Genomic DNA, 23,322 nt, shown 5'->3' with positions numbered 1-23,322 from the left:
TTTACCTAATTTTGTTCATATAAATCCGTCTATCCATGTCTCTAAAAAAGCTTTTTGCGTTCATTTTTATACTTTCAATTATTGTTTCTTGTAAAAAGAAAGTTGTAGAAACCGATAACCTTTTTAAATTTCGAGACTATATAAGCTACACCACTTCGGGCATAACATCGGTAGCAAATCCTATTCAAATTAATTTAGCTAATGAGGTTGAAGGCTGGGAAATGGGTCAAGAAATTACAGATAACATTATAAGTATACAACCTCATGTAGAAGGCAAATTAACAGCCGGAAATAAACACACGCTCCTTTTTACACCCGACGAAAAATTAGATCCCGATACCGAATACACAGTTACCGTTAAACTTCGCGACATTTATAAAAACATGCCCGACGGTTTTAGCGATTACACATTTCAGTTTAAAACTATTACACCAAGTTTTAATATAGATACCAATCATTTACAATCGTATAGCAAAAATTGGCAGTATTTGGAAGGCGTAATAAAATCTGCCGATATCATTTCTCTTAAAGATGCCAAAACCTTAATTGAAGCGACTCAAAATGGTAAAAACCTATCCATAGTTTTTAATGAAGCCAATACATCTTCAAAGTATTTCGAGTTTAAAATTGATAGTATTAATCGTAAAATAGACGACGATAACATACTTGTTAAATGGAATGGAAAAGCCATAAAAGCATCAAACGAGGGCGAAAACACCATGGCTATTCCAGGTATAAATAATTTTAGCATTGTAAACGTAGACGTCATTCAATCGCCCGAACAATATTTATCTATAAACTTCTCAGATCCGTTAAAAAAACAACAAAATTTTAATGGTTTAGTCACTATTCAAAAGGTAAAAAACCCAAAATACATTGTGGATGGCAATGTATTAAAAGTATATCCAGACACTAAATTAGTTGGCAACATTCAAGTAGATGTATTTCAAGGCATAAAAAACACCGATGGTTTTAAGCTGAAAAAACCTTTTTCTGAAACCATTGCTTTCGAATCTTTAAAACCACAAGTTCGACTAATTAGCAATGGTACTATTTTACCAAATTCCGAACAACTAAAATTCAATTTTGAGGCGGTTAATTTAAGTGCTGTTGATGTTCGTGTTATTAAGATTTTTGAAGACAATATCCTTCAGTTTCTTCAAGACAATAATTTAAGCAGCAATAATACTTACGATATTAAAAAGGTTGGTCGTCGTATTGCAAAACAAACTATAACATTACAAACCGCAGCCGAAAATTCTGGGAAATGGAAAGCCTATAGTATAGATTTATCTCAATATTTTAAAGCAGACGCTGGCGCCATTTACCGTATAGAATTAAGTTTTAATAAGAACTATTCGTTATACGATTGCGAATCTAATGCCGGAATTTCAAATTCTGAAAGCGATGATTATTATGAAGATGATTATGACGAGGGTGATTACACCGAAACAGATAGTGAAGATGAAGAATTACGCGAAGAAGCATATTGGGACAACAAGGCTTACCGCTACAAAAACTATACATACAATTGGCACGAAGAACAAAACCCTTGTCATGATGCCTATTACGGCGAAAATAAAATAGTGTCTCAAAATTTATTGGCTTCAAACTTGGGTGTTATTGCTAAACAAGGCGCTAACAACTCGTATTATTTTGCAGTTTCCAATATACTTAACACCAATCCTGAAGCTGGTGCTAAGGTGGCTATTTATAATTTCCAGCAGCAAGAACTAGCCAGTAGAAATACCGACGAACAAGGTTTAACCTTAATTGATTCCGATAAAAATGCAGCATTCGCCATTGTTTCAAAAGGAAAAAACAAAACCTATGTAAAACTTCATGATGGTAACTCATTATCCTTAAGCAAATTCGATGTGTCTGGAAATCGTTTACAACGCGGACTTAAAGGTTATATTTATGGCGAACGCGGAGTTTGGCGACCAGGAGACACGTTGCACTTAACCTTTATGCTAAATGATAGAGCAAATCCGCTACCAAAAAACCATCCTGTAAAACTCGAAATTACTGACCCCAATGGAAAATTGGTACATAAAAACGTTACCACCAATAATATTGATAATTTTTACAAGTTTACTGTAACAACATCTACCGAAGATAAAACAGGAAATTACAATGCCAAAGTATCTGTTGGAGGTGCTACATTTTACAAACCTTTAAAAATTGAAACTGTAAAACCTAATCGCTTAAAAATTAAAGTCGATTTTGAAAACGAGATACTTTCTAGCAAAACACCACTAGAAGGGCACTTAGATGTAAAATGGCTTCATGGCGCTCCAGGAAAAAATTTAAAAGCCGAGGTAAAAGCTAAATTTAGTATAGCCTATACGGCGTTTAAAAATTATAAAGATTATACATTTAACGACCCTACACGAAACTTTCAAACCGAAGAAATAAATGTTTTTGAAGGCAAAGTAAATAACGAAGGATTGGCCACAATAAATAAAAAACTGAGTGTTGGTAAAAATGCTTCTGGTATGCTTAACGTTCAATTTTTAGTGCGTGCCTTCGAAAATGGTGGCGACTTCTCGATGGATGCCTTTACTAAACAATACGCGCCTTACGAGTCTTTTGTAGGGTTGCGTTCGCCAAAAGGCAATGCGTACGGTTCGTTTTTTACAGACGAAAATCAAACTTTTGATGTCGTTGTAGTCGATAAAAATGGCAAGCCTATAAAACGAAACAATCTAGAAGTTAAAATTTACAAAGTAGAATGGCGTTGGTGGTGGAACTCATCTTACGATAATTTGTCTAGCTACGTGTCTAGCAACTACCACAGGCCATACACCACAACAAAAGTAAATACAGATGCCAATGGCAAAGCCACTTTCAACATTAAGGTTCCCGATAATGATAGAGGCCGCTATTTAATAAGAGTTTCCGATCCTGTAAGTGGGCATGCCACAGGACGAACAGCTTATTTTTATAAAAACTGGTGGCAAAAAGCACCATCTAGCGATAAAGAAGCGGCTAAAATGCTAGTCTTTTCTGCAGATAAAGAAAACTATAATGTTGGCGAAACCGCTAAAATCACCTTTGCATCAGGAAGCGAAGGACGTGCTTTGGTTAGCATAGAAAATGGTACCGAAGTTTTAGATTATAAATGGGTAAAAACAGCTAAAGGAGAAACCGTTGTTGATATTCCAATTAGTAAAGACATGGCACCAAATGTGTTTGTAAACATTTCATTACTACAACCGCATGCTATTACGGCTAACGATTTACCAATTCGTTTGTATGGGGTAATTCCAATTATGGTGGAAGATCCAAACACTAAATTGGAACCTCAATTACAAATGCCCGATAAGTTACGCCCAGAACAAACTTTTGAGATTAAAATATCTGAAAAAAACAAAAATACCATGACCTATACCATTGCTATGGTTGAAGAAGGCTTGCTAGATTTAACACGATTTAAAACCCCAAATGCTTGGGATGAATTTTATAAACGTGAAGCTTTAGGTGTAAAAACTTGGGATATTTTCGATGATGTAATTGGTGCCTATTCTGGCAGTATAGACCAAGTGTTTGCTATTGGTGGCGATGGTAGTGCTGCTGGCGGAAAAAACAAAAAAGCAAACCGTTTTAAACCTGTGGTTACCTATTTAGGTCCTTTTAAATTAGATGCAGGACGAACCAAAACACATCAAATAAAACTACCAAATTATATAGGTTCGGTACGCACCATGGTGGTTGCAGGAAACAACAGCAATGAAGCTTACGGAAGCACAGATAAAGCCGTAGAAGTTAAAAAACCGCTTATGGTTTTAGCAACGCTTCCGCGGAAGTTAAGCCCAGGTGAAAAAGTAACTTTACCAGTTACCGTTTTTGCTATGGAACCTAAAGTGAAAAATGTAAACATTAGCTTAAAACTGAGCGATGGCATTTCGATTGTTGGAGAAACCACTAAAACTTTGAGTTTTGCACAACCCGACGAACAAATGGCTTATTTTGAATTAGATGTTAGTAAAGCTAAAGGCGTTAATACCGTTGAAGTGATTGCTATTGGAAATGGTGAAAAATCGACTTACAAAGTAGAGTTAGATGTTTTAAACACCAACCCAATAACATCCAAAGCTCTAGATAAAACCTTGGCAGCAAACGCTTCTGAAACTTTAGACTTTACAACCTTTGGTGTGGCAGGAACAAATGCTGCAACTATTGAGTTTTCAACCTTACCTCCAATGGATTTTTCACGTAGGTTGCAATACTTAATTCAATATCCACATGGCTGTGTAGAACAAACCACATCGAGTGTATTTCCGCAATTATTTTTAGCCGATATTTTTGATTTGACCTACGATAAAAAGGAACAAATTCAAACCAATGTGGAAAATGGCATTAAGCGTTTAGGGCATTTTCAACGAGCACATGGCGGACTAAGTTATTGGATTGGAGAACAAAGCGCGAATGATTGGGGAACAAGTTACGCTGGTCATTTTATGCTTGAAGCCGAAAAGAAAGGGTATGTATTGCCACTAACCTTTAAAAAGAATTGGTTAAAATATCAAAAGCAAGCGGCTAGAAATTGGCGCCCTAGTTATAGAAGCTATAATTCCGATTTGGCTCAGGCCTACAGACTTTATACATTGGCATTGGCCGGAAGTCCCGAATTAGGAAGCATGAACAGGCTTCTAGAATTCTCCGAAATTTCTAACGAAGCTAAATGGCGATTGGCAGCAGCCTATGCTTTAGCAGGACAGCAAGAAGCTAGCGATAAGATTTCACAGTCGGCAAATATTAATTTCAAACCTCAGCGTTATAATTATTACACCTATGGATCTGTAGATAGAAACCGTGCTATGGCTTTAGAGACTATGGTATTTACCAAAAACGCTAAAATGCGAGAACTAGCCGAAACTATTGCTAAAGATTTATCGAGCAACCGATGGATGAGTACACAAACCTCGGCATATAGTTTATTGGCTATGGCTAAAATGGTTAATGCCAATGGCGGAAAAGCGTTAAACGTAAATTACACCATAAACGGAAAAACGGAAAGCATAGACACCAAAAGTGCCATTGCACAACGTGAAATAAACGTGGTTGATGGCGCTAATAATTTAGCTTTTACAAATGCGAAAGACAATGTGGTTTATGTTCGTGTGTTGAATTCTGGAAAATTACCGCTAGGTCAAGAATTGGTCGAGCAACGTGGTTTAAGCGTATCTGTTAAATACAAAGATTTAAAAGGCAATCCAATTGAAATATCTAAGCTTATGCAAGGTCAAGATTTTATGGCCACCGTTAGCGTAAGTAATTTAAAAAATGCGGCAGTAAATGATGTGGCTTTAACACAAATTTTCCCGTCGGGTTGGGACATTGTAAACACCCGTTTTACGGCCTTTGGAAGCACAGTAACAAGCGCTGCAAGACATACCGATATTAGAGACGACCGCGTAAATTTCTATTTTGATTTACCAGAAAAAGGAAAACACAGTACCAAAACGTTTAATGTAATGTTGAATGCATCGTATTTAGGCACCTATTACTTACCTGGTGTACAAGCCGAAGCCATGTACGATAATGAATTTTTGGTTAGAACTAAAGGAGAATGGGTTACGGTTGAGAAGTAATTTGCATCACAATCAACTCCTTCCCTTAAAAAAGGGAAGGTGGTTTTAATGCCCTATGAAATTAACGCGGAAAGGTACAAAAACCGAACTCGCTTAAAAACAAATTAAACTTAAAACTTAATTCCATAAGCTAGTAAACAGGTGCGTTAGGGATTGAGGCATTTGTTGAAGCTCTTTTTGTGTTGTTGCGTTTATGCAACACAAAAAAGCGACTGCCGAAAGCCCGACCCTTGAGGTAACGTCCAAATAATTGCCTTGTTAGTAGGGCTTTATTTAAATAAATGATATATTTGGTGTAAATTTTACACTTAATATAAAATGTATCTAAAAACACTCTATTTCGGCCTGATTTCTGTATTACTTATTACGTCTTGCAAACAAGCATCGCAAGATCAAGTATTAAACCAAGATATTAAAGTATCGACTAACAAAGGTCTTAAAGATTGGTCTAGTTTACCTATTGGTGGCGCTGTAAACATTAGTAAAGTATTAAAGGATAGCAAGCTTGATTCCATTACCCACACCAACTTTAATAGTATTACGGCTACCAACGACATGAAAATGTATGCGTTAGTAGAACATGATAGTATTCCCGATTTTACTCGGGTTGATAGTTTGGTGGCCTATACACGAAAACATGATATGCGCTTGTTTGGTCATGCTTTAGTTTGGTATTATCATGTGCCGGAATGGATTACTAACATGACCAACAAAAAAGGTGCTGCATGGGCAGACGCCTACCTAAAAAAATATATTACTACTGTTGTAACCCGATATAAAGATGATGTGGTTGCTTGGGATGTTGTAAACGAAGCTTTCGCCGATAAATCTGGTGAATTTAGAGGCGAGTTTTGGTTTAATACTTTTGGTAAAGATTATATTGAAAAAGCGTTTCGTTATGCGCATGATGCCGATCCTGATGCCAAGTTATTTTATAATGATTTTGGGCATGAAAGACATCCGGAAAAATTGAATGGTATAGTAGCCATGGTTAACGATCTTGTAAAACGCGATGTTCCTATACATGGTATTGGGTTGCAAATGCATTTAGAAATGGATACTACAGAAAAGGCCATTGCAAATGCATTAAAATTAGCGGCTTCTACCGGATTACTTGTTCATATTTCTGAATTGGATATTATTTTTAATACCCGCGATGAGAATGCAAAAGACAAACCAAAAATAACCACTTTAACCCATGACATGGAAATGGTACAGGCCGAAAAATTTAAACAAGTTGTTATGCTTTACCGAAAACATGTACCAAAAGCACAACAATTTGGAATTACTTTCTGGGATTTTAATGATCGTGATACATGGATTAAACCTTTCTACGATTTAAAAGAATGGCCAACTATTTTTGACGAAAATTTAGACCCTAAACCCGGATATTATGGGTTCTTAGACGGCTTAACTACAGGTCTTGAAAATGCTACCGAATAATTTATTGTTTTAAGGCTACACCCTCTGTGAATTTCTTTTTAAATTTACCTATAGCTAAATTGAACGGGGCATAATTGAATAGCATGCTTTCCCGTTCAAAAAAAACAACATGAAAGCAAAGGACATATTAAAACAAAAATCGCACAGACCTTTTGCATACCCAAAACGTTCTTGGAAGTTTTACCAAGAATGGAATAAGGCTGTTTTTTTACATTGGGAAGTTACCCCAGAATTAATTAAACCGCTACTTCCTAAACCTCTAGTAGTAGATACTCTTTACGATAAAACATGGGTGAGTTTAGTGGCTTTTAATATGAATAATATTGGTGTTAGGAGCTTACCAAAAATCCCTCATATTTCAGATTTTCAAGAAATAAATATTAGAATTTATGTAGTATATAATGGTAAACCTAGTGTTTACTTTTTAAGTATGGAAGGCAGTAAAAAAACATCTTGTAAGGTTTTAAAAACACTTTCTAAATTTCCTTATAGGCATTCTAAAATGAGTAGAAACGCATCTACTTTTACATCGGAAAATAATATATTTAATGACACGTTTTATATTAAATATGAACGTAATGAAGCGCCTATTAAAAAAGATCAAACCGATTTATGGCTTACTGAACGTTATGCGGTTTTTCAAGATTATAAAAAACATATTATTGAATACGACGTGCACCATGTGGAATGGCCCATGCAAAACATAAATATTAGTAGTTTAAAATTAAACTATGGGCGTTTTAACCATTTAATAAATAACCAACCAGATAGAATGCATTACTCTAGCGGGGTGCAAGTTTTAACTTGGGATAAGAAGAAAATGCCACTAATTAGTAATTAAATACCTTTTGAGCAATGACAAATGACTTTAAACCTTATTATGCGGTAATCTTTACATCAACTCAAAATGAAACTATTGAAGGTTATGCAGACATGGCAGATAAAATGGAACATTTAGCCAAACAGCAACCAGGTTTTCTAGGTATGGAAAGTGCAAGAGATGGTATTGGAATTACTGTTAGTTATTGGGAAACTGTTGAAGCCATTAAAAACTGGAAACAACAAACGGAGCATTTACAGGCACAACAAAAAGGAAGACAAGATTGGTACAGTTGGTATAAGGTAAGAATTTGCAAAGTAGAACGCGAGTATGAGTTTCTAAGAAACCAAGAGTCTTAATAACACCACCTCTTTTTTAGTTTCTTTTAGCAAAACTAAATCCGCTCCTGCTTTTAATGGATGAGCGTTAAATAAAAAATATTAATAAATTAAAACTAAACTCCTGCACAATTCCTTTCCTGCATGAAGGGAAGGTGTCCAAAGGACGGAAGGGTAAATGACAGGCCTAATAAACGCCATAAAGAAACATAAAATTAAATCGGCAATTATTGCTGTACTATGTGTTGCTTATATGTTTTGCTTACCAAAACAACTTTTTAAAGACCCTACGGCTACTGTAATTACAAGTTCCAATAATGAACTTTTAGGTGCACAAATTGCCAAAGATGGACAATGGCGTTTTCCGCATAACGATTCTATTCCCGATAAATTCAAAACTTGTATTCTACAATTTGAAGACGAGTATTTTTATAAACACCCTGGGTTTAATCCTATTTCTATTTTTAAGGCCATACGAGATAATTTAAAATCTGGAGGTATTAAACGTGGCGGAAGCACCCTAACGCAACAGGTTATAAGGCTATCGAGAAAAGGACAACCTAGAACATATTTTGAAAAAGTAAAAGAAATTATTCTAGCCACACGTTTGGAGTTACGAGAGTCTAAAGATGATATTTTAGCGTTTTATACCAGTAATGCCCCTTTCGGAGGAAATGTGGTAGGGCTTGAAGCGGCTTCGTGGCGGTATTTTAATAGACATGCAAACGATTTATCGTGGGCAGAAAGTGCCACCTTAGCGGTTTTACCAAACGCACCTAGTTTAATTTACCCCGGTAAAAACCTAGAGCGCTTATTAAATAAACGAAATCGCCTGCTGAAAAAGCTTTTAGATAACACGATTTTAGATTCACTTACCTATAAACTTTCTATTGCCGAAGGTTTACCTCAAAAACCTTATCCGCTGCCGCAAATAGCACCTCATTTATTACAAAAAGTAACTAAAGAGCATTACGGACAACGCATTCATACTACCATAAACGTAAAACTTCAAGACCGTGTAAACCGTATTGTAAAAACACATTACAATCAACTTAGTCAAAACGAAATTCACAACGCAGCAGTTTTAGTTTTAGATGTAAAAACCAGACAAGTTTTAGCTTATGTTGGTAATACACCAACAGATAAAGCACATCAAAAGGATGTGGATATTATTGATAAACCTAGAAGTACCGGAAGTATTTTAAAACCATTTTTATATGCTGCTATGCTAGATGCTGGCGATTTACTTCCTAATACCTTGGTAGCCGATGTACCCACACAATTTGGAAGCTACAATCCTGAAAACTACGATAAAACCTATGATGGCGCTGTACCTGCAAGTCGCGCTTTATCACGCTCTTTAAATGTGCCGGCCGTTAGAATGTTGCAAGATTTTGGTTTAGATAGATTCTACCATTATTTAAAACAGCTCCATCTTAAGGATATAAAGTATAATGCCAATCATTATGGTTTATCCTTAGTTTTAGGTGGTGCAGAAAGTAATCTTTGGGATTTATGTAAAAGCTATGCTGCTTTATCTTCAACCTTAAACCATTTCTCGGAACATTCTAGCGAGTACTTTTCAAATGAATTTTGCGAACCTACGTTTTTGGCTTCTGAAGTTGTTGATTTTGGAAACAAAACTACGGATAAAACGCTTTTTGATGCCGCCTCTATATATCTTACCTACGAAAGCTTAAAAGAAGTAAACCGACCTGAAAGTGATGAAAGTTGGGAGTTTTTTGATGGCTCGAAGCAAATAGCTTGGAAAACCGGTACCAGTTTCGGCTTTAGAGATGCTTGGGCCATTGGAACCACAAAAGATTATGTGGTTGGTGTTTGGGTTGGAAATGCCGATGGCGAAGGCCGACCAGGATTAGTTGGCGTGCAAACCGCTGCCCCAATTTTATTCGATATTTTTGATGCTTTACCAAATTCCGATTGGTTTTCTAAACCTTTTGATGAAATGCAAAACGTTATTATATGCAAACAAAGCGGCCACAGAGCCTCTCTAAATTGCGATGATACCCAAGAAAAATACATTCAAATTAGCGGACTAAAAACCAAACCGTGTCCGTATCATGTTTTAATTCATTTGGATAAAAATGATACTTTTCAAGTCAACTCTTCGTGCGAGGATTTAAGTAATATTAACCATAAGTCTTGGTTTGTGCTGCCACCATTAATGGCTTACTATTACAAAACTAAAAACCCTTTTTATAAAGCCTTACCAAAATTTAGAAGTGATTGTTTAGGCGAAAATAGCGTGTCTATAGATTTTATTTACCCAAAAGCCAATAATAGTATTTTTTTACCTAAAGATTTTGATGGCCATACCAACGATCTTGTTTTAAAAATTGCCCATTCCAAGCCAGAAACCACAGTGTTTTGGTATGTTGATGAAAGGTTTATTGGAAGCACAAAAGATATTCATGAGTTAGCGGTTAAACCAACATCAGGACAACATATTATTACGGTTGTTGATGCATTTGGAAACGAGGCAAAACGACAATTCGAAATATCTGAATAATTAGCGTCTAATGGTTGTTCTAATCATACAATGATCGCTTTTAAACGTGTTTATTTTTTTTGTAGCTACAACCTCTAAGTCTTTTGAAACCCAAATATGATCTAAAGAAAGTAACGGCATATTCCAAAACCAAGTTTCGCGAAATCCATTTCCTTTTTCATTAAAAGCATGATTAAAATTAGATTTAATGGCACTAAAAAATTTCGACTCAAAAGGCACATTAAAATCACCTAACAACACAGCTCGTTCTTTTTCTTCTATTTGTGCATCAATAAAGTCTAAACCCCAAGCTCGAGGAACATCTAAACTTCCTACGCCATCAACAGCATAAAAACGAATATCTTTCACTTTAAAACTTACAATAACGGTTCTGAATTTGTTCTGATTTACTTCAATATTTTCGATAGGTGTTCTTGAAAAAATGGAAATTTCTTCACCAGAAAAATAAAAATGATACTCAGGGAAATCGAGCTGAAGCCTTTTAATATTCATTCTTCGAGCTTCAACCAAAACAAAAACATCAGGGATATTTTCGTTTTCTATAAAAGCTTCTTTAAAATTATTTTCTCGAGATGCGTTCCATAAAACAACTTCTAAATCGTTTTCTTGAGTGTCTTCCGGAATATTAATTTTAAAACTTCGGCTTAACCAAATTATCAATAACAATCCGGTTAATATGAGATTATACCTTCTATATCTTTTAGATAAAAAAACACTTAAAATTAAAACTGTAAAAATTATAATAGGTAAAGGCAACATGTAATAAAGCAAGGAGCTTTGATGGCTACTTTCTTTAACCACAAAATGAATGGCTAATAAAGCAACAATAATTGCCATATTTAAAACGAGGTAAAGCCCTCTAATAAACTTTAGCATTAGCGTAATTCAAAACCTTTTGCGGCCCACCATGGGTGTACTTCAATAACTAATCTTCCGGCCTTAACCATTGGATCTGAATTTGCTAAACTATCGGCCATTTTTAAAGTTGGTACATTGTAAATGGTTATACCGCGAATATCGCCATCATCACCAAAGGGACCAGAGATATCGGCATAACCTAGCTGGTACATTTTTTTTAAATGTGCTAAATGCTGTTTTTGGAGTTTTGCAGATTCCTCTTCGTTTTGCATACGAATAGCACCTTTTTTTAAAAACGCCATAAAATACTGCTGCATTATGATAGTATCTTGAGTGGCTTCATCTACATAATCGAAAATTTGAAAACCTTTAGCCGTAAGTTCTTCCTTAATTTCCTTTATAGTTTTTGGTACTTCTGGTTCTATTTCAGCAACATCTTTTACAACATTAGTAACCTCATTAATAACCTCCTCTGTTTCCGGTTTTACTGAATTGTCTTTACATGCAAATAGCATGAAACTAAGCGTAAATATTACTAGAATTCTTTTCATCAATTTCATTTTGTTATAAATTATCACAGGACGTATCCCATGTGTTAAAAGGGGTATTACTTAACTGCGAGTTATAATATTTTATTTGGCCAGAAACCTCTTCGCCTAACCAATTTGGTTTTTCAAAAGTTTCATTTTCGTTTTTCAGTTCGACTTCGGCTATAATTAAACCTTCATTATCGCCATAAAACGTATCAACTTCAAAAATATGAGGTCCTACTTTTACCTCGTAACGCGTTTTATCAATAACACCAGGTTCGCACAAATTTAATAATTCTTCAACTTCTTTTAGGGGAATTTCTTTTTCCCATTCAAAACGGGATAACCCATTTTTTGATGATGCCCCTTTTATGGTTAAAAACCCTTGCTCACCTTTAATACGAACTCTTACAGCTCTGTCCTTATTGGAATTTAAATACCCTTGTGTAATCCGTGTAGATTTAAAAGCATCTGTTTTAAAAGCATTTGAAGTCACCAAAAATTTACGTTCAATTTCTATCATTTTTATCCTAATCTTATTTTAATAAACAGGCATTTAATGCCTAAATTTACGGCATGTCTACCAATTTTCCATTAAGAAAAATTATTCATGTTGATATGGATGCATTTTATGCGTCTGTAGAACAATTGGATAATCCAGAACTTAAAGGAAAAGCAATTGCTGTAGGCGGCGGCGGAAAACGCGGAGTTATTAGTGCTGCGAGTTACGAGGCTAGAAAATTTGGAGTTAAAAGTGCGATGTCTGGCTCTTTGGCCATAAAACTATGCCCGCATCTTATTTTTGTAAAAACAAACTTTGAACGGTATACCGAAATATCTAAAAAAATTAGAAAAATTTTTCATGATTATACCGATTTGGTAGAACCGTTATCTTTAGATGAAGCCTATTTAGATGTTACTGTAAACAAAAAAGGAAACCCAAGTGCCTCGAAAATTGCTGAAGAAATTAGAACTAGAATTCTTGAAGAGGTCGGTTTAACAGCTTCTGCTGGTATTTCTATTAATAAATTTATTGCCAAAGTAGCTAGTGATTACAATAAACCAAACGGACAAAAAACGGTAAATCCAGAGGAAGTTCTTGAGTTTTTAGAACAATTGGATATTCGAAAATTTTATGGCGTAGGCAAGGTAACGGCCGAAAAAATGTACCAAAAAGGCATTTTTACAGGTTTAGATTTAAAAAATAAATCATTAGAATATCTGGATAAAAACTTCGGAAAATCGGGAAGGTATTATTATCACATTGTTAGAGGTATTCAAAATAGCGAGGTAAAACCAGATAGAATTAGAAAAAGTTTGGCGGCCGAACGTACGTTTAGCGAAAATTTATCGTCGGAAATATTTATGCTAGAAAAGCTAAAACATATTGCAGACGAGGTATCGCGTAGGTTACTAAAAAGTAAAGTTGCTGGTAAAACTGTAACCTTAAAAATAAAATACAGCGATTTCACATTACAAACACGTAGTAAAACATTGCCATATTATATAAGTGATAAGGATGTTATTTTGGAAATAGCACAACAATTACTCTATCAAGAAACTTTAAATAATTCTGTTAGGCTACTAGGTATTTCAATGTCTAGCCTAAACACAGAAAAAAAAGAAAAGCCACAACCAACTGCAAGTGTGAGTGTCCAGTTAAAATTCGAGTTTTAGACTTAAAAACAGTTCTTTTCGTTTTTAAATCTCTCTTTTTTATAGAAAATCACCTTAAAAATAGCGTTATAATCAAATTATCACTATTTAGAATTGTTAAAAATAGTCATTTTTTTTAATTACTATTCAATACAAACCTCTATAAGTTTTGATATTAATAAAATTTTAACACTATAAATTAAATATATTAAAATGTGTTGTCTTTATTTGGACTAAATCTAAATAGAGCTACTTTTGTAAAAAAAACAACCATGTTTCTTAATAAAAGTCCATTTTTAATTTTACTGCTACTTAGCAGTATTACTTTTAGTCAGAATTGCACACTAGAAGGACTTGTTACTTTTAATAATAACGAACCCGTTCTTGGAGCCTATGTAACTATCCAAAACAAAACACTTAAAAAAGAAACGGCAACAGGTATAGATGGCGAATTTAAATTTAGTGCTATTCCTTATGGTGAGTATGATTTAGAAATTTATTCGATTGATGCTAAACCCAAAAAAATTAAGGTGGTTTTAAATTCAAATAAAAAATCTATAAACACAACCTTAACATTAACCGATTATCAAGATTTAGACGAAGTTCAAGTTGTTAGAAAATCTAATAAAACAATAAAAGAAACCCAAGGCTTTGCAGTAAGTGTGATTAAAACCAAAGAAGCTGGTCTTAGAAACTTGCAAACTAACGAATTGCTAAACGCGACTGCCGGTATAAAAATTAGACAGAATGGTGGCTTAGGCTCTAGCGTTAGTTACAGCTTAAATGGCTTATCGGGAAGTGCGGTGCGCATATTTATAGATGGTATACCTATTTCTATTTATGGAAACTCCTATAATTTAAACAGCATTCCGCCTTCAATGATTAAAGATATTGAGGTTTACAAAGGTGTAGTTCCAGGACATTTAGCAGACGATGCCTTAGGTGGCGCCATTAATATTGTACTGCACAAAGGCACTCGAAGTCATTTAAACGCCTCTGTGTCCTATGGTTCTTTTAACACCGTACAAACGCATGTTAATGGTTTATATCGGTTTGATAAATCTGGCTTTACCGTAAAGGGTTCTCTATTTAACAATTATTCCGATAACGACTATAAAGTTTCTGGGCGAAGCATAGTTGTTACCGGATTAGGTGGTGTACAAACTCCAATTACAGCAAGACGATTTAATGATACCTATCGCTCTACCGGCGGAATGGCACAAATTGGGTATACCAATGTAAAATGGGCAGATCAATTTTTAATTGGATTTAATGCTTCAGAAGATTATAAAGAAGTACAACACGGTGCTTTCATGACCATTACGCCGTATAAAGGTCGTTTTTTAGAATCTGATGCTTTACTAGCAAATTTAACCTACCAAAAGAAAGACCTTTTTACCGAAGGGCTAGATGTAAATATTAACGGTGTTTATGGAAAAAGAAACCGTGCCGTTAACGATACCGTTGCCGCAGCTTACAGCTGGAATGGTGAGCGCGCCATTGACTTTAGAGGTGACGAATACGAATATACTTGGGGTTCGCAACAAGAAGGTGGCCCAACGCTAGCTAAAATAAAACGTCATGTAGCCTCTATTAGAACCGGAGTGTCTTATGAGATTAATGAGCATCACAAAGTATTATTAAACCATGTGTATAGCGGTATTGATAGAGAAGATAGCGATGCTTTACAATCGTATTTAGAAAACACATTTAAAGGCACTAGAGATTTCGATAAAAATATTTACGCTTTAACTTACGAGTTATCGGCCTTTGAAAACAGGTTTAAAGCCAGCCTATTCGGAAAACACTACCAACAAAAAACAACTAGTATTGATCCTGCTATTGAAACGGATGCGGAAGGGAATAGTACAATTGTAGACGAGATAGTTAGCAGTAACAATACATTTAATGGTTATGGTTTTGCAACGTCGTATGCTATTACTCCAAAACTAACCGTATTGGCCTCGGCAGAAAAAGCAATTCGACTACCAAACGAAACCGAAGTTTTTGGTAACGATGGTGATAATGTGGTTGCCAACCCAAGTATTAAACCAGAACAAAGTAACAACTACAACTTAGGATTTCGTTTTGGTAAATTTAATTTCAATAAACATGGCTTAACGGTTTCAACCAACCTGTTTACTAGAAATATTAAGGATAGAATTGGCTTACCTATTGAAAACTCGTTTAATATTGATGACGAATTAATACTCTATGTAAATCAAGGTAGTGGAACTTCTAAAGGTATCGATGCCCAATTAAATTATACGTATAACCGCAACTTTACGCTTAATTTTAATGTTTCTAAATTCGAATTAAACATTGTAAATAGCGGTATTGAAATAGATGTACCCAACACCCCTTTTATGACCATGAATGGTAATTTACGCTATTCATTCAAAAATTTAATTCAGCAAAAATCGCGTTTAAATTTATTTTACTCATTTCATTTTACAGACGATTTCTCATACTTACCAAAACAAGGTAGTAATACGGTTGGCGACGATTTTTTTAAAGTTCCAGAACAGTTAGCTCAAGATTTCGGACTTAGTTATGCCTTTCCAAACAAGCAATTAGTGGTTAGTTTCGACATTAAAAATATATTCGATAAGCCTGTATACGATAACCTATCTGTACAAAAACCAGGACGTGCTTTTTACTTTAAACTTAATTATTCAATTCATAAATTTTAACCAAATAAATAAATCACACATGAAACGTAATTTTTTTAATATCCAAACCTTAGGGCTTTTAGTCATATCAATTGGGCTTTTAACAGCTTGTACTAGCAACGACGATAATGGTGGAACTCCAGATCCTAATCCAGAACAAACAGATTCTAGATGGATAACTGTTGCAGCAGCTAAAATGGGAACCGATCCAGGAGATGGAAATGGAGGGACATTGATTTACTCGGTAAGTACTGAAGATGCCAAAGATCCTACTGTTTCAATTGATGCTTTTAATAATGGTTTTATAGCACCATCAAATAGAACTGCAAGATTACAATCTTCTGAAGATGGAAGCACTATTTTTAATATTAGCTACGCTGGAGATACTGGTGGAAACTATACAAAATACACTGTTGGAGGCGGGCAAACCTTTACACAAACTGGTTCTGCAATTAGTATTGCGCCATACGTTGGTACCGCTCCAAGATGGATAAAACTATTTGATGGCGATAATACAGGCGCTGCTGTTTATGTAAACACAGAACACCAATTTGACGATAATGGTACTCCCGATGATGATACAGACGATTTCTATACGCATACCGAAGCCACAATAGGTGTTGTAACTTTAGATTTAGTAAACTCTGCAATAAACAACTTCCAGGAGCATGTTGTACCATTAAGCGCTGAAGAAGAAGCTGAAGGTTACTACTTTTCTAGAATTGATATGCCAACTTTAAATGCCGCTGGCGATAAACTTTATATAGGTGGACGTTTAAGTAAAGTGGATCCTGCTACTGCAGAAAGCGATACCGATTTCGAAATTTTAGGCTCTAAAACCATTGTCTTAGATTATCCTTCGTTATTAAACCCTCAAGTAATAACCTCTGCTGTAGGACATGGAAACACTAATGGTTACAGAAGTATTAATGCTTTTGAATATAACGGAAGCGTGTATCAAGCTAACCAAAGTGATCCTGAAGGGTCTCATATTTTAAAGATTGATGCCAATAACCAATATGATGATGCTTACGATTTTAATTTAGACGCTACCTTAGGCGTAGAAGGTGCTTATATTCTTGCGTGGAGACCAGCAGCAAACGGAAAAGCAGTGTTAGCTTACCGTCATAATGGTTCAGCGGAAGGTGTAGCAGGTGCGCAAGGCTTTTTTGCTTTAGTAGATTTAAACGCTAAAACAGCAGTAAAAATTGATGCTATTCCTTACAGTCCAGATTTCTACTTATTCCAGTACCAAGGTTTTGTGGTTCAAGGCAACGACATTTACTTAACTCAAGCTCCAGTAGGGCAAAATGGTAATATTTATGTTGTAGATACCGAAACTGGTAATGTAACTAAAGGTGCAGAGTTAGTAAACGTAACAGGTAGCCACTTTATTGGAACGTTCTAACCGAGCAATTATTCATGTTTTTATAAAAAGGCGGGCTTTAAAAGCTCGCCTTTTTTGTTACAAGGTATTAGTATACTTGACTTTGTCAGAAAATTTTTCTAACTTCGTTTAACGTCGGATATAAAACATTGATAACGATTTCATATCCGCGAAACATTAAACGAACCCTTCCAAAAAGAAAACAATTTTTGGAATTAAGCCATAAATTAGCCAACACCCGCGTTAGCGATTGAAATGGCATCCTTTTAAATAAAAAAAACTGCCTTAAAAGCAGTTTTTTTTATTTAAAAGATATAATGCAAAGCGCGACCCTTGTCGGGTAACGCCCAAATATATATTATACTATAAATTACAAGTTTCTATTTCTGTAACACGTAGCGTGTTTACCATACCTTTTTCTTTCATTGGCATTGCGGCTAAACTAATAACCATATCGCCAACATTTAAGTATCCTTTTTTACAGGCTATAGCGTTAACATCTTCTATAGTTTCATCGGTACTTACAAACTTATCGTAATAGAATGCACGAACACCCCAAAGTAAGCTTAAACGCGTTAAAATACGGTGGTTTGATGTAAATACTAAGATATGACATGATGGTCTCCAAGCGGAAATTTGAAATGCTGTATACCCACTATTTGTTAACGTAGAAATGGCTTTAGCATTAATTTCGTTTGCCATATTAGCCGCGTGATAACAAATTGATTTTGTTATGTAACGGTTAGTACGAATATGTGGAGGTAATTGAGGCACTTTAATTAACTCTGAATTTTCAACATTTTTTAAAATGTCGGACATTTTCTTAATAACCTGCACAGGGTATTGACCTACTGATGTTTCGCCAGATAACATTACAGCATCGGCTCCATCCATTACCGAGTTGGCAACGTCATTTACCTCTGCTCTTGTTGGCGTTAAACTATCTATCATAGTCTCCATCATTTGCGTTGCAATAATTACAGGAATTCTTGCTCTTTTTGCACGTAATACCAGTTGCTTTTGGATAAGTGGTACTTCTTCTGCAGGAACTTCTACACCTAAATCGCCACGAGCTACCATTAAACCATCGCAATGTGCAACGATTTTATCGATATTCTCTACAGCTTCTGGCTTTTCTATTTTAGCAATAATTGGAATTTTATGATCACCATGTTTTGCTATTAAATCGCGCAGTTGCATTAAATCTTCTGCATGACGTACAAATGAAAGTGCTATCCAATCTACATCTAAACTAATAGCGAAAATAGCATCTTCAATATCTTTTTCTGTTAAAGCTGGTTGCGATATATCTGTATTAGGAAGGTTTACCCCTTTTTTAGATTTTAAAGGTCCACCTTGAACTACTTTAGCTTTTACCTCAGATTTACCATCTGTAGAAACAACCGTAAACAATAATTTTCCATCATCTAAAAGAATACGTTCTCCTGGTTTTGCATCTTGCGGAAACCTATCGTAAGTCATGTAAACACGATCTTTTGTACCTTCGAAACGCTCTCCGGTAGCGAAAATAATTTCGTCTCCTGGGTTTACAATTACTTCATCCTTCATGACACCAACACGAAGCTTAGGACCTTGTAAATCGGCAAGTATAGCTGCCGTAAATCCATATTCTTCATTTAACTCACGTATCATTTGTACGCGTTCTTTCACATCATTATAATCGGCATGCGAAAAGTTAATTCTAAATACGTTAGCTCCTTCTTCAAGCATTCCTTTTAAGACTTCCTTGGTACTGGTAGCAGGCCCTAGAGTGGCTACTATTTTAGTTTTTTTATCTATTGACATTAGTTAAAAATTAGATTTTCTTTTGATTTCAATTCACTAGAATCTACACTGTAAGCGGTTGCAATTTGTGGAATACTCAATATACTATCTAATATATATTTTTCTTTACTTAAACTGATTTCGCTGTCTATTTTTAAAAAATAGTTTACAGTTTTATATTCTGGTAATAACTGAAATGTTTTAGTTATTTTTTCTTGGTTGTCGAATAACGACGTATTATCTGATTGTTTTAGCTCGGTGGTTTTACAAATATTAGACACCAAACTCCAAACTGTTAGTTGTTTTTGGTTTTCCCATTCGAAAATTGAATAGGAAACTTGTCCGTTTTTAAAATCTAAATCTGATGCTTTTCTAGCAAGTACAATACCTAAATGTTTATTTAGCAGATAAGCTAATCGATAGTCTTCAAGCCTGCAATGTATTGCGATTAAGGTATATAATGCGTCATCAAAAGCATCATCAAGAATAAGTTTGTGAACCGCCATAACTTATTTTAATTTTCGTAAATATAATATTAAAAACGTTCGGTTATATTAAGTTTATGCTAATCTTAAGAAGAAATGCGACTAAAACGTTGTAGTGAACTTCGATAAAAACTTAATGCTAAAAAAGTCGGTTTAATGCTTAAAGCATCTTCGACATTTTGTTTTGAAAGGCAAAAAAGGCACGCTTTGAAGCTTTTTCTTCGGCCTTTTTCTTGGATGTTGCTCTAGCTTTAGCAATAACCTTATTATCGATAGATAGTTTTACCGAGAAATGCCTAACATCGTCATTACCGGTATCTTCGTAAACGTTATAACCAAAGGTTTTCTTTTCTTTTTGGCACCACTCTATTAGTAAACTTTTGTAGCTTATTACTTTTCCTTCTAGCGTTTCAATATCTACATGAGGAATTATAATGCGTTTAAAAATAAACTTTTCGCAGTATTTATAACCTCTATCTAAAAATATGGCGCCTACTAAGGCTTCAAATAAGTTTCCATGAATATTATCGCCAAATTGTCCTGGTGGAATTTTACTTTCAACTAAATCTATTAGTTTTAAGTCTTTTCCTAAATCATTAAGATGCTCTCTACTTACTACTTTAGATCGCATTTTTGTTAAATAGCCTTCATCGCCACTTGGCACTTCAAGATATAAGTGAGAAGCAATAACGGAGCTTAACATGGCATCTCCTAAAAACTCTAACCGCTCGTAATTAAACGGATTACCTTTAGTGTCCTTAATATTCATAGAACGATGCGTAAAGGCTTTTTTAAAGTATTTAATGTTTTTAGGTTTAAACCCAAGAATTTTAGTTAATTCCATAAAAAAATTCCCGTTGCGTTTAAAACGGGAATTTAGTATGTTACGAATGCTTTCCATTCGGGATTTAATCTAGTTTTTTGAATATTACACAAGCGTTGTGACCGCCAAATCCAAATGTATTACTCATTGCTACTTTAACGTCTCGCTTTTGAGCCTTGTTTAAAGTTAAATTTAATTCTGGATCAATGTTTTCATCTACTGTAGTGTGGTTAATAGTTGGTGGCACCATTCCGTGTTCCATAGCCAAAATAACCGATATCGCTTCAATAGCGCCAGCTGCACCTAAAAGGTGACCTGTCATTGATTTTGTTGAATTAATATTTATGTTCTTAGCGTGACTTCCAAATACTTCTGAAATTGCTTTAAGCTCTGCAACATCACCTAGAGGTGTAGATGTACCATGTGTATTAATATGGTCTACATCTTCCGGCTTTAGGCCTGCATTTTCTAAACAATTTTTCATTACTGCAATAACACCAATACCTTCTGGATGCGGCGCCGTCATATGGTAAGCATCAGAAGATAAACCTCCTCCAATACATTCTGCATATATTTTAGCACCTCTTGCTTTTGCATGTTCGTATTCTTCAAGAATTAATGCCCCTGCACCTTCTCCTAAAACAAAACCATCTCTGGTAGCGTCAAAAGGTCTGGATGCCGTTTCTGGACTTTCATTTCTAGTTGATAACGCATGCATAGCATTAAAACCACCCATACCAGCTATAGTAACTGCTGCTTCACTTCCTCCTGTAACAACCACATCTGTATGACCTAAACGAATAGAGTTTAGAGCATCGAACATAGCGTTTGCAGACGAGGCGCAAGCAGAAACCGTTGTGTAATTAGGCCCCATAAAACCATGTTTTATAGAGATATTACCTGGTGCAATATCAGCAATCATTTTAGGAATAAAAAATGGGTTAAATCTTGGTGTTCCATCTCCAGCTGCAAAGTTTAAAACTTCATTCTGAAAGGTTTCTAATCCACCAATACCTGCTCCCCAAATAACACCAACACGTAACTTATTAACCTTGTCTAGATCTAATTTAGAATCTTCAATGGCTTCGTCTGCTGCTACCATAGCATATTGTGCAAACTTGTCCATTCTTCGAGACTCTTTTCTATCTATAAAGTCGGTAACGTTAAAGTTTTTCAATTCGCAAGCGAATTTTGTTTTAAACTTCTCGGTATCATAATATGTTATAGGCGCAGCTCCACTTTTACCACTAATTAAGCCTTCCCAATATTCGTCTTTGGTATTGCCAATTGGTGTTAAAGCGCCTAAACCTGTGACTACAACTCGCTTTAATTCCATAAAGTATTTTGATTGTTTTTTACTTATTTAGCTGCTTCAATATAAGAAATAGCTTGACCTACTGTAGCGATGTTTTCAGCTTGATCGTCTGGTATTTGAATATCGAATTCTTTTTCGAATTCCATAATTAATTCTACAGTGTCTAAAGAGTCTGCTCCTAAATCGTTTGTGAAGCTAGCTTCAGTAACAACTTCGTTTTCATCTACTCCTAATTTGTCCACGATAATCGCTTTTACTCTTGATGCAATGTCTGACATAATTTTTTAATTTAAATGTTTTAATTAGTTGGCAAAAATAAAAAACTTTATTTTATAAATCACCTTTAGTTTAAAAATGTGATGGTAATTTACTAAAATTAGTTTTAAGTATTTAGTTTTTACCTTCTAATTGTTAATAATTATTCTTTTTTTTGTTCGAATAATCTTTAACATTATAGTCTGTAAAATGAAACGTATTGTAATTTTTGCGTCCGGGAGTGGTACTAATGCTGAAAATCTAATTAAGTTTTTTCACAACAGCGATAATGCGTCTGTTATTCAGGTACTAACTAACAATCCTCATGCCAAAGTTTTAGAGCGTGCTAAAAAACTAAAAGTTAGCGCCCTATCATTCAATAGAATAGCGCTTTCCCAAACGGAAGACGTGCTTAATATTTTAAAAGCATCCAAGCCAGATTTAATTGTATTAGCTGGTTTTTTATGGAAGTTTCCTGAAAATATATTGAACGCTTTCCCTAATAAAGTAATAAATGTACATCCTGCATTATTACCAAAGTTTGGAGGAAAAGGCATGTATGGCATGAACGTTCATGAAGCCGTAGTTAATAATAAGGAAACCGAAACTGGCATAACAATTCATTATGTAAATGAACATTATGATGAAGGCGCCATCATTTTTCAGGCAAAATGCGATGTAAATCCTAAGGATTCGGCAGAAAATGTTGCTGCAAAAATTCATGAATTGGAGATGGAACACTTTCCAAAGGTTATTGATGATCTTTTAAAACCGTAAAAACACCAATTCCAAGAACCAATATTTATCAATTATTAAACGGATTTTCGC

General features: G+C 34.9%; 17 protein-coding genes. 9 read left to right on the top strand and 8 right to left on the bottom strand.

What is annotated here, in order from left to right:
- Nucleotides 1-35: 35 nt before the first annotated feature.
- From AAFN75_RS07195 to pbpC, 5 genes are all read left to right on the top strand, one after another.
- Nucleotides 36-5,597: an alpha-2-macroglobulin family protein gene (locus tag AAFN75_RS07195; protein WP_411808919.1), complete on the top strand. Its 5,562-nt coding sequence runs from the start codon at nt 36-38 to the stop codon at nt 5,595-5,597.
- 318 nt (nt 5,598-5,915) lie between these two features.
- The gene (locus tag AAFN75_RS07190; RefSeq protein ID WP_411808918.1) at nt 5,916-7,040 is read left to right on the top strand and encodes an endo-1,4-beta-xylanase; all 1,125 of its coding nucleotides are present in this window, start codon (nt 5,916-5,918) and stop codon (nt 7,038-7,040) included.
- A gap of 109 nt (nt 7,041-7,149) precedes the next feature.
- On the top strand, nt 7,150-7,881 hold the full coding sequence (locus AAFN75_RS07185) for a YqjF family protein (RefSeq protein ID WP_411808917.1): 732 nt from the start codon (nt 7,150-7,152) through the stop codon (nt 7,879-7,881).
- Between the two features lie 14 nt (nt 7,882-7,895).
- A complete protein-coding gene (locus AAFN75_RS07180; RefSeq protein WP_411808915.1) occupies nt 7,896-8,219 on the top strand; it encodes an antibiotic biosynthesis monooxygenase family protein in 324 nt (107 codons plus the stop codon).
- 157 nt (nt 8,220-8,376) lie between these two features.
- Nucleotides 8,377-10,728 (top strand): penicillin-binding protein 1C, encoded by a 2,352-nt coding sequence (pbpC, locus tag AAFN75_RS07175; RefSeq protein ID WP_411808914.1) that lies wholly within the window; start codon nt 8,377-8,379, stop codon nt 10,726-10,728.
- Here pbpC and AAFN75_RS07170 read toward each other — a convergent pair whose 3' ends face one another.
- From AAFN75_RS07170 to AAFN75_RS07160, 3 genes are read right to left on the bottom strand one after another with little or no spacing between them, the layout of a single operon-like run.
- Nucleotides 10,729-11,565: an endonuclease/exonuclease/phosphatase family protein gene (locus tag AAFN75_RS07170; protein ID WP_411808913.1), complete on the bottom strand. Its 837-nt coding sequence runs from the start codon at nt 11,563-11,565 to the stop codon at nt 10,729-10,731.
- A gap of 38 nt (nt 11,566-11,603) precedes the next feature.
- Nucleotides 11,604-12,137: a YciI family protein gene (locus tag AAFN75_RS07165; RefSeq protein WP_411808912.1), complete on the bottom strand. Its 534-nt coding sequence runs from the start codon at nt 12,135-12,137 to the stop codon at nt 11,604-11,606.
- Between the two features lie 13 nt (nt 12,138-12,150).
- Entirely contained in the window at nt 12,151-12,639 is a 489-nt protein-coding gene (locus AAFN75_RS07160; RefSeq protein WP_411808911.1) for a CYTH domain-containing protein, read from the bottom strand.
- A 53-nt stretch (nt 12,640-12,692) separates the two neighbouring features.
- On the opposite strand from AAFN75_RS07160, the gene dinB reads away from it, so the two are divergent.
- The 3 genes from dinB to AAFN75_RS07145 all read left to right on the top strand — a co-directional run bounded on the left by dinB (nt 12,693) and on the right by AAFN75_RS07145 (nt 17,852).
- Nucleotides 12,693-13,793 carry a DNA polymerase IV gene (gene dinB, locus AAFN75_RS07155; RefSeq protein WP_411808910.1) on the top strand — a complete coding sequence of 367 codons (1,101 nt, stop codon included), beginning with the start codon at nt 12,693-12,695 and terminating at the stop codon, nt 13,791-13,793.
- A 251-nt stretch (nt 13,794-14,044) separates the two neighbouring features.
- On the top strand, nt 14,045-16,465 hold the full coding sequence (locus AAFN75_RS07150; RefSeq protein WP_411808909.1) for a TonB-dependent receptor domain-containing protein: 2,421 nt from the start codon (nt 14,045-14,047) through the stop codon (nt 16,463-16,465).
- Nucleotides 16,466-16,484: 19 nt separating this feature from the next.
- Entirely contained in the window at nt 16,485-17,852 is a 1,368-nt protein-coding gene (locus AAFN75_RS07145) for a hypothetical protein (protein ID WP_411808908.1), read from the top strand.
- Nucleotides 17,853-18,194: 342 nt separating this feature from the next.
- Here AAFN75_RS07145 and pyk read toward each other — a convergent pair whose 3' ends face one another.
- The 5 genes from pyk to AAFN75_RS07120 all read right to left on the bottom strand — a co-directional run bounded on the left by pyk (nt 18,195) and on the right by AAFN75_RS07120 (nt 22,517).
- The gene (gene pyk / locus AAFN75_RS07140) at nt 18,195-19,637 is read right to left on the bottom strand and encodes a pyruvate kinase (RefSeq protein ID WP_144114896.1); all 1,443 of its coding nucleotides are present in this window, start codon (nt 19,635-19,637) and stop codon (nt 18,195-18,197) included.
- Entirely contained in the window at nt 19,637-20,122 is a 486-nt protein-coding gene (locus AAFN75_RS07135) for an IPExxxVDY family protein (RefSeq protein ID WP_411808907.1), read from the bottom strand. The genes pyk and AAFN75_RS07135 overlap by 1 nt, the downstream gene beginning before the upstream one ends.
- Nucleotides 20,123-20,261: 139 nt before the next feature.
- Nucleotides 20,262-21,002 carry a ribonuclease III gene (rnc, locus tag AAFN75_RS07130; protein ID WP_144114894.1) on the bottom strand — a complete coding sequence of 247 codons (741 nt, stop codon included), beginning with the start codon at nt 21,000-21,002 and terminating at the stop codon, nt 20,262-20,264.
- Between the two features lie 7 nt (nt 21,003-21,009).
- Nucleotides 21,010-22,260 (bottom strand): beta-ketoacyl-ACP synthase II, encoded by a 1,251-nt coding sequence (fabF, locus tag AAFN75_RS07125; RefSeq protein WP_144114893.1) that lies wholly within the window; start codon nt 22,258-22,260, stop codon nt 21,010-21,012.
- A gap of 23 nt (nt 22,261-22,283) precedes the next feature.
- Nucleotides 22,284-22,517, bottom strand: coding sequence for an acyl carrier protein (locus AAFN75_RS07120; RefSeq protein WP_007647141.1), 234 nt, complete (start codon nt 22,515-22,517; stop codon nt 22,284-22,286).
- 187 nt (nt 22,518-22,704) lie between these two features.
- Between AAFN75_RS07120 and AAFN75_RS07115 the strand changes: the two genes are divergently transcribed.
- The gene (locus AAFN75_RS07115; protein WP_411808906.1) at nt 22,705-23,271 is read left to right on the top strand and encodes a phosphoribosylglycinamide formyltransferase; all 567 of its coding nucleotides are present in this window, start codon (nt 22,705-22,707) and stop codon (nt 23,269-23,271) included.
- Nucleotides 23,272-23,322: the final 51 nt, after the last annotated feature.

It is taken from the genome of Algibacter sp. AS12 (assembly GCF_046736315.1).
GTDB classification, from domain to species: Bacteria; Bacteroidota; Bacteroidia; order Flavobacteriales; family Flavobacteriaceae; genus Algibacter_B; species Algibacter_B amylolyticus.
The sequence above is the reverse complement of the archived record's forward strand: the minus strand, read 5'-3'. Positions and strand labels throughout refer to the sequence as shown.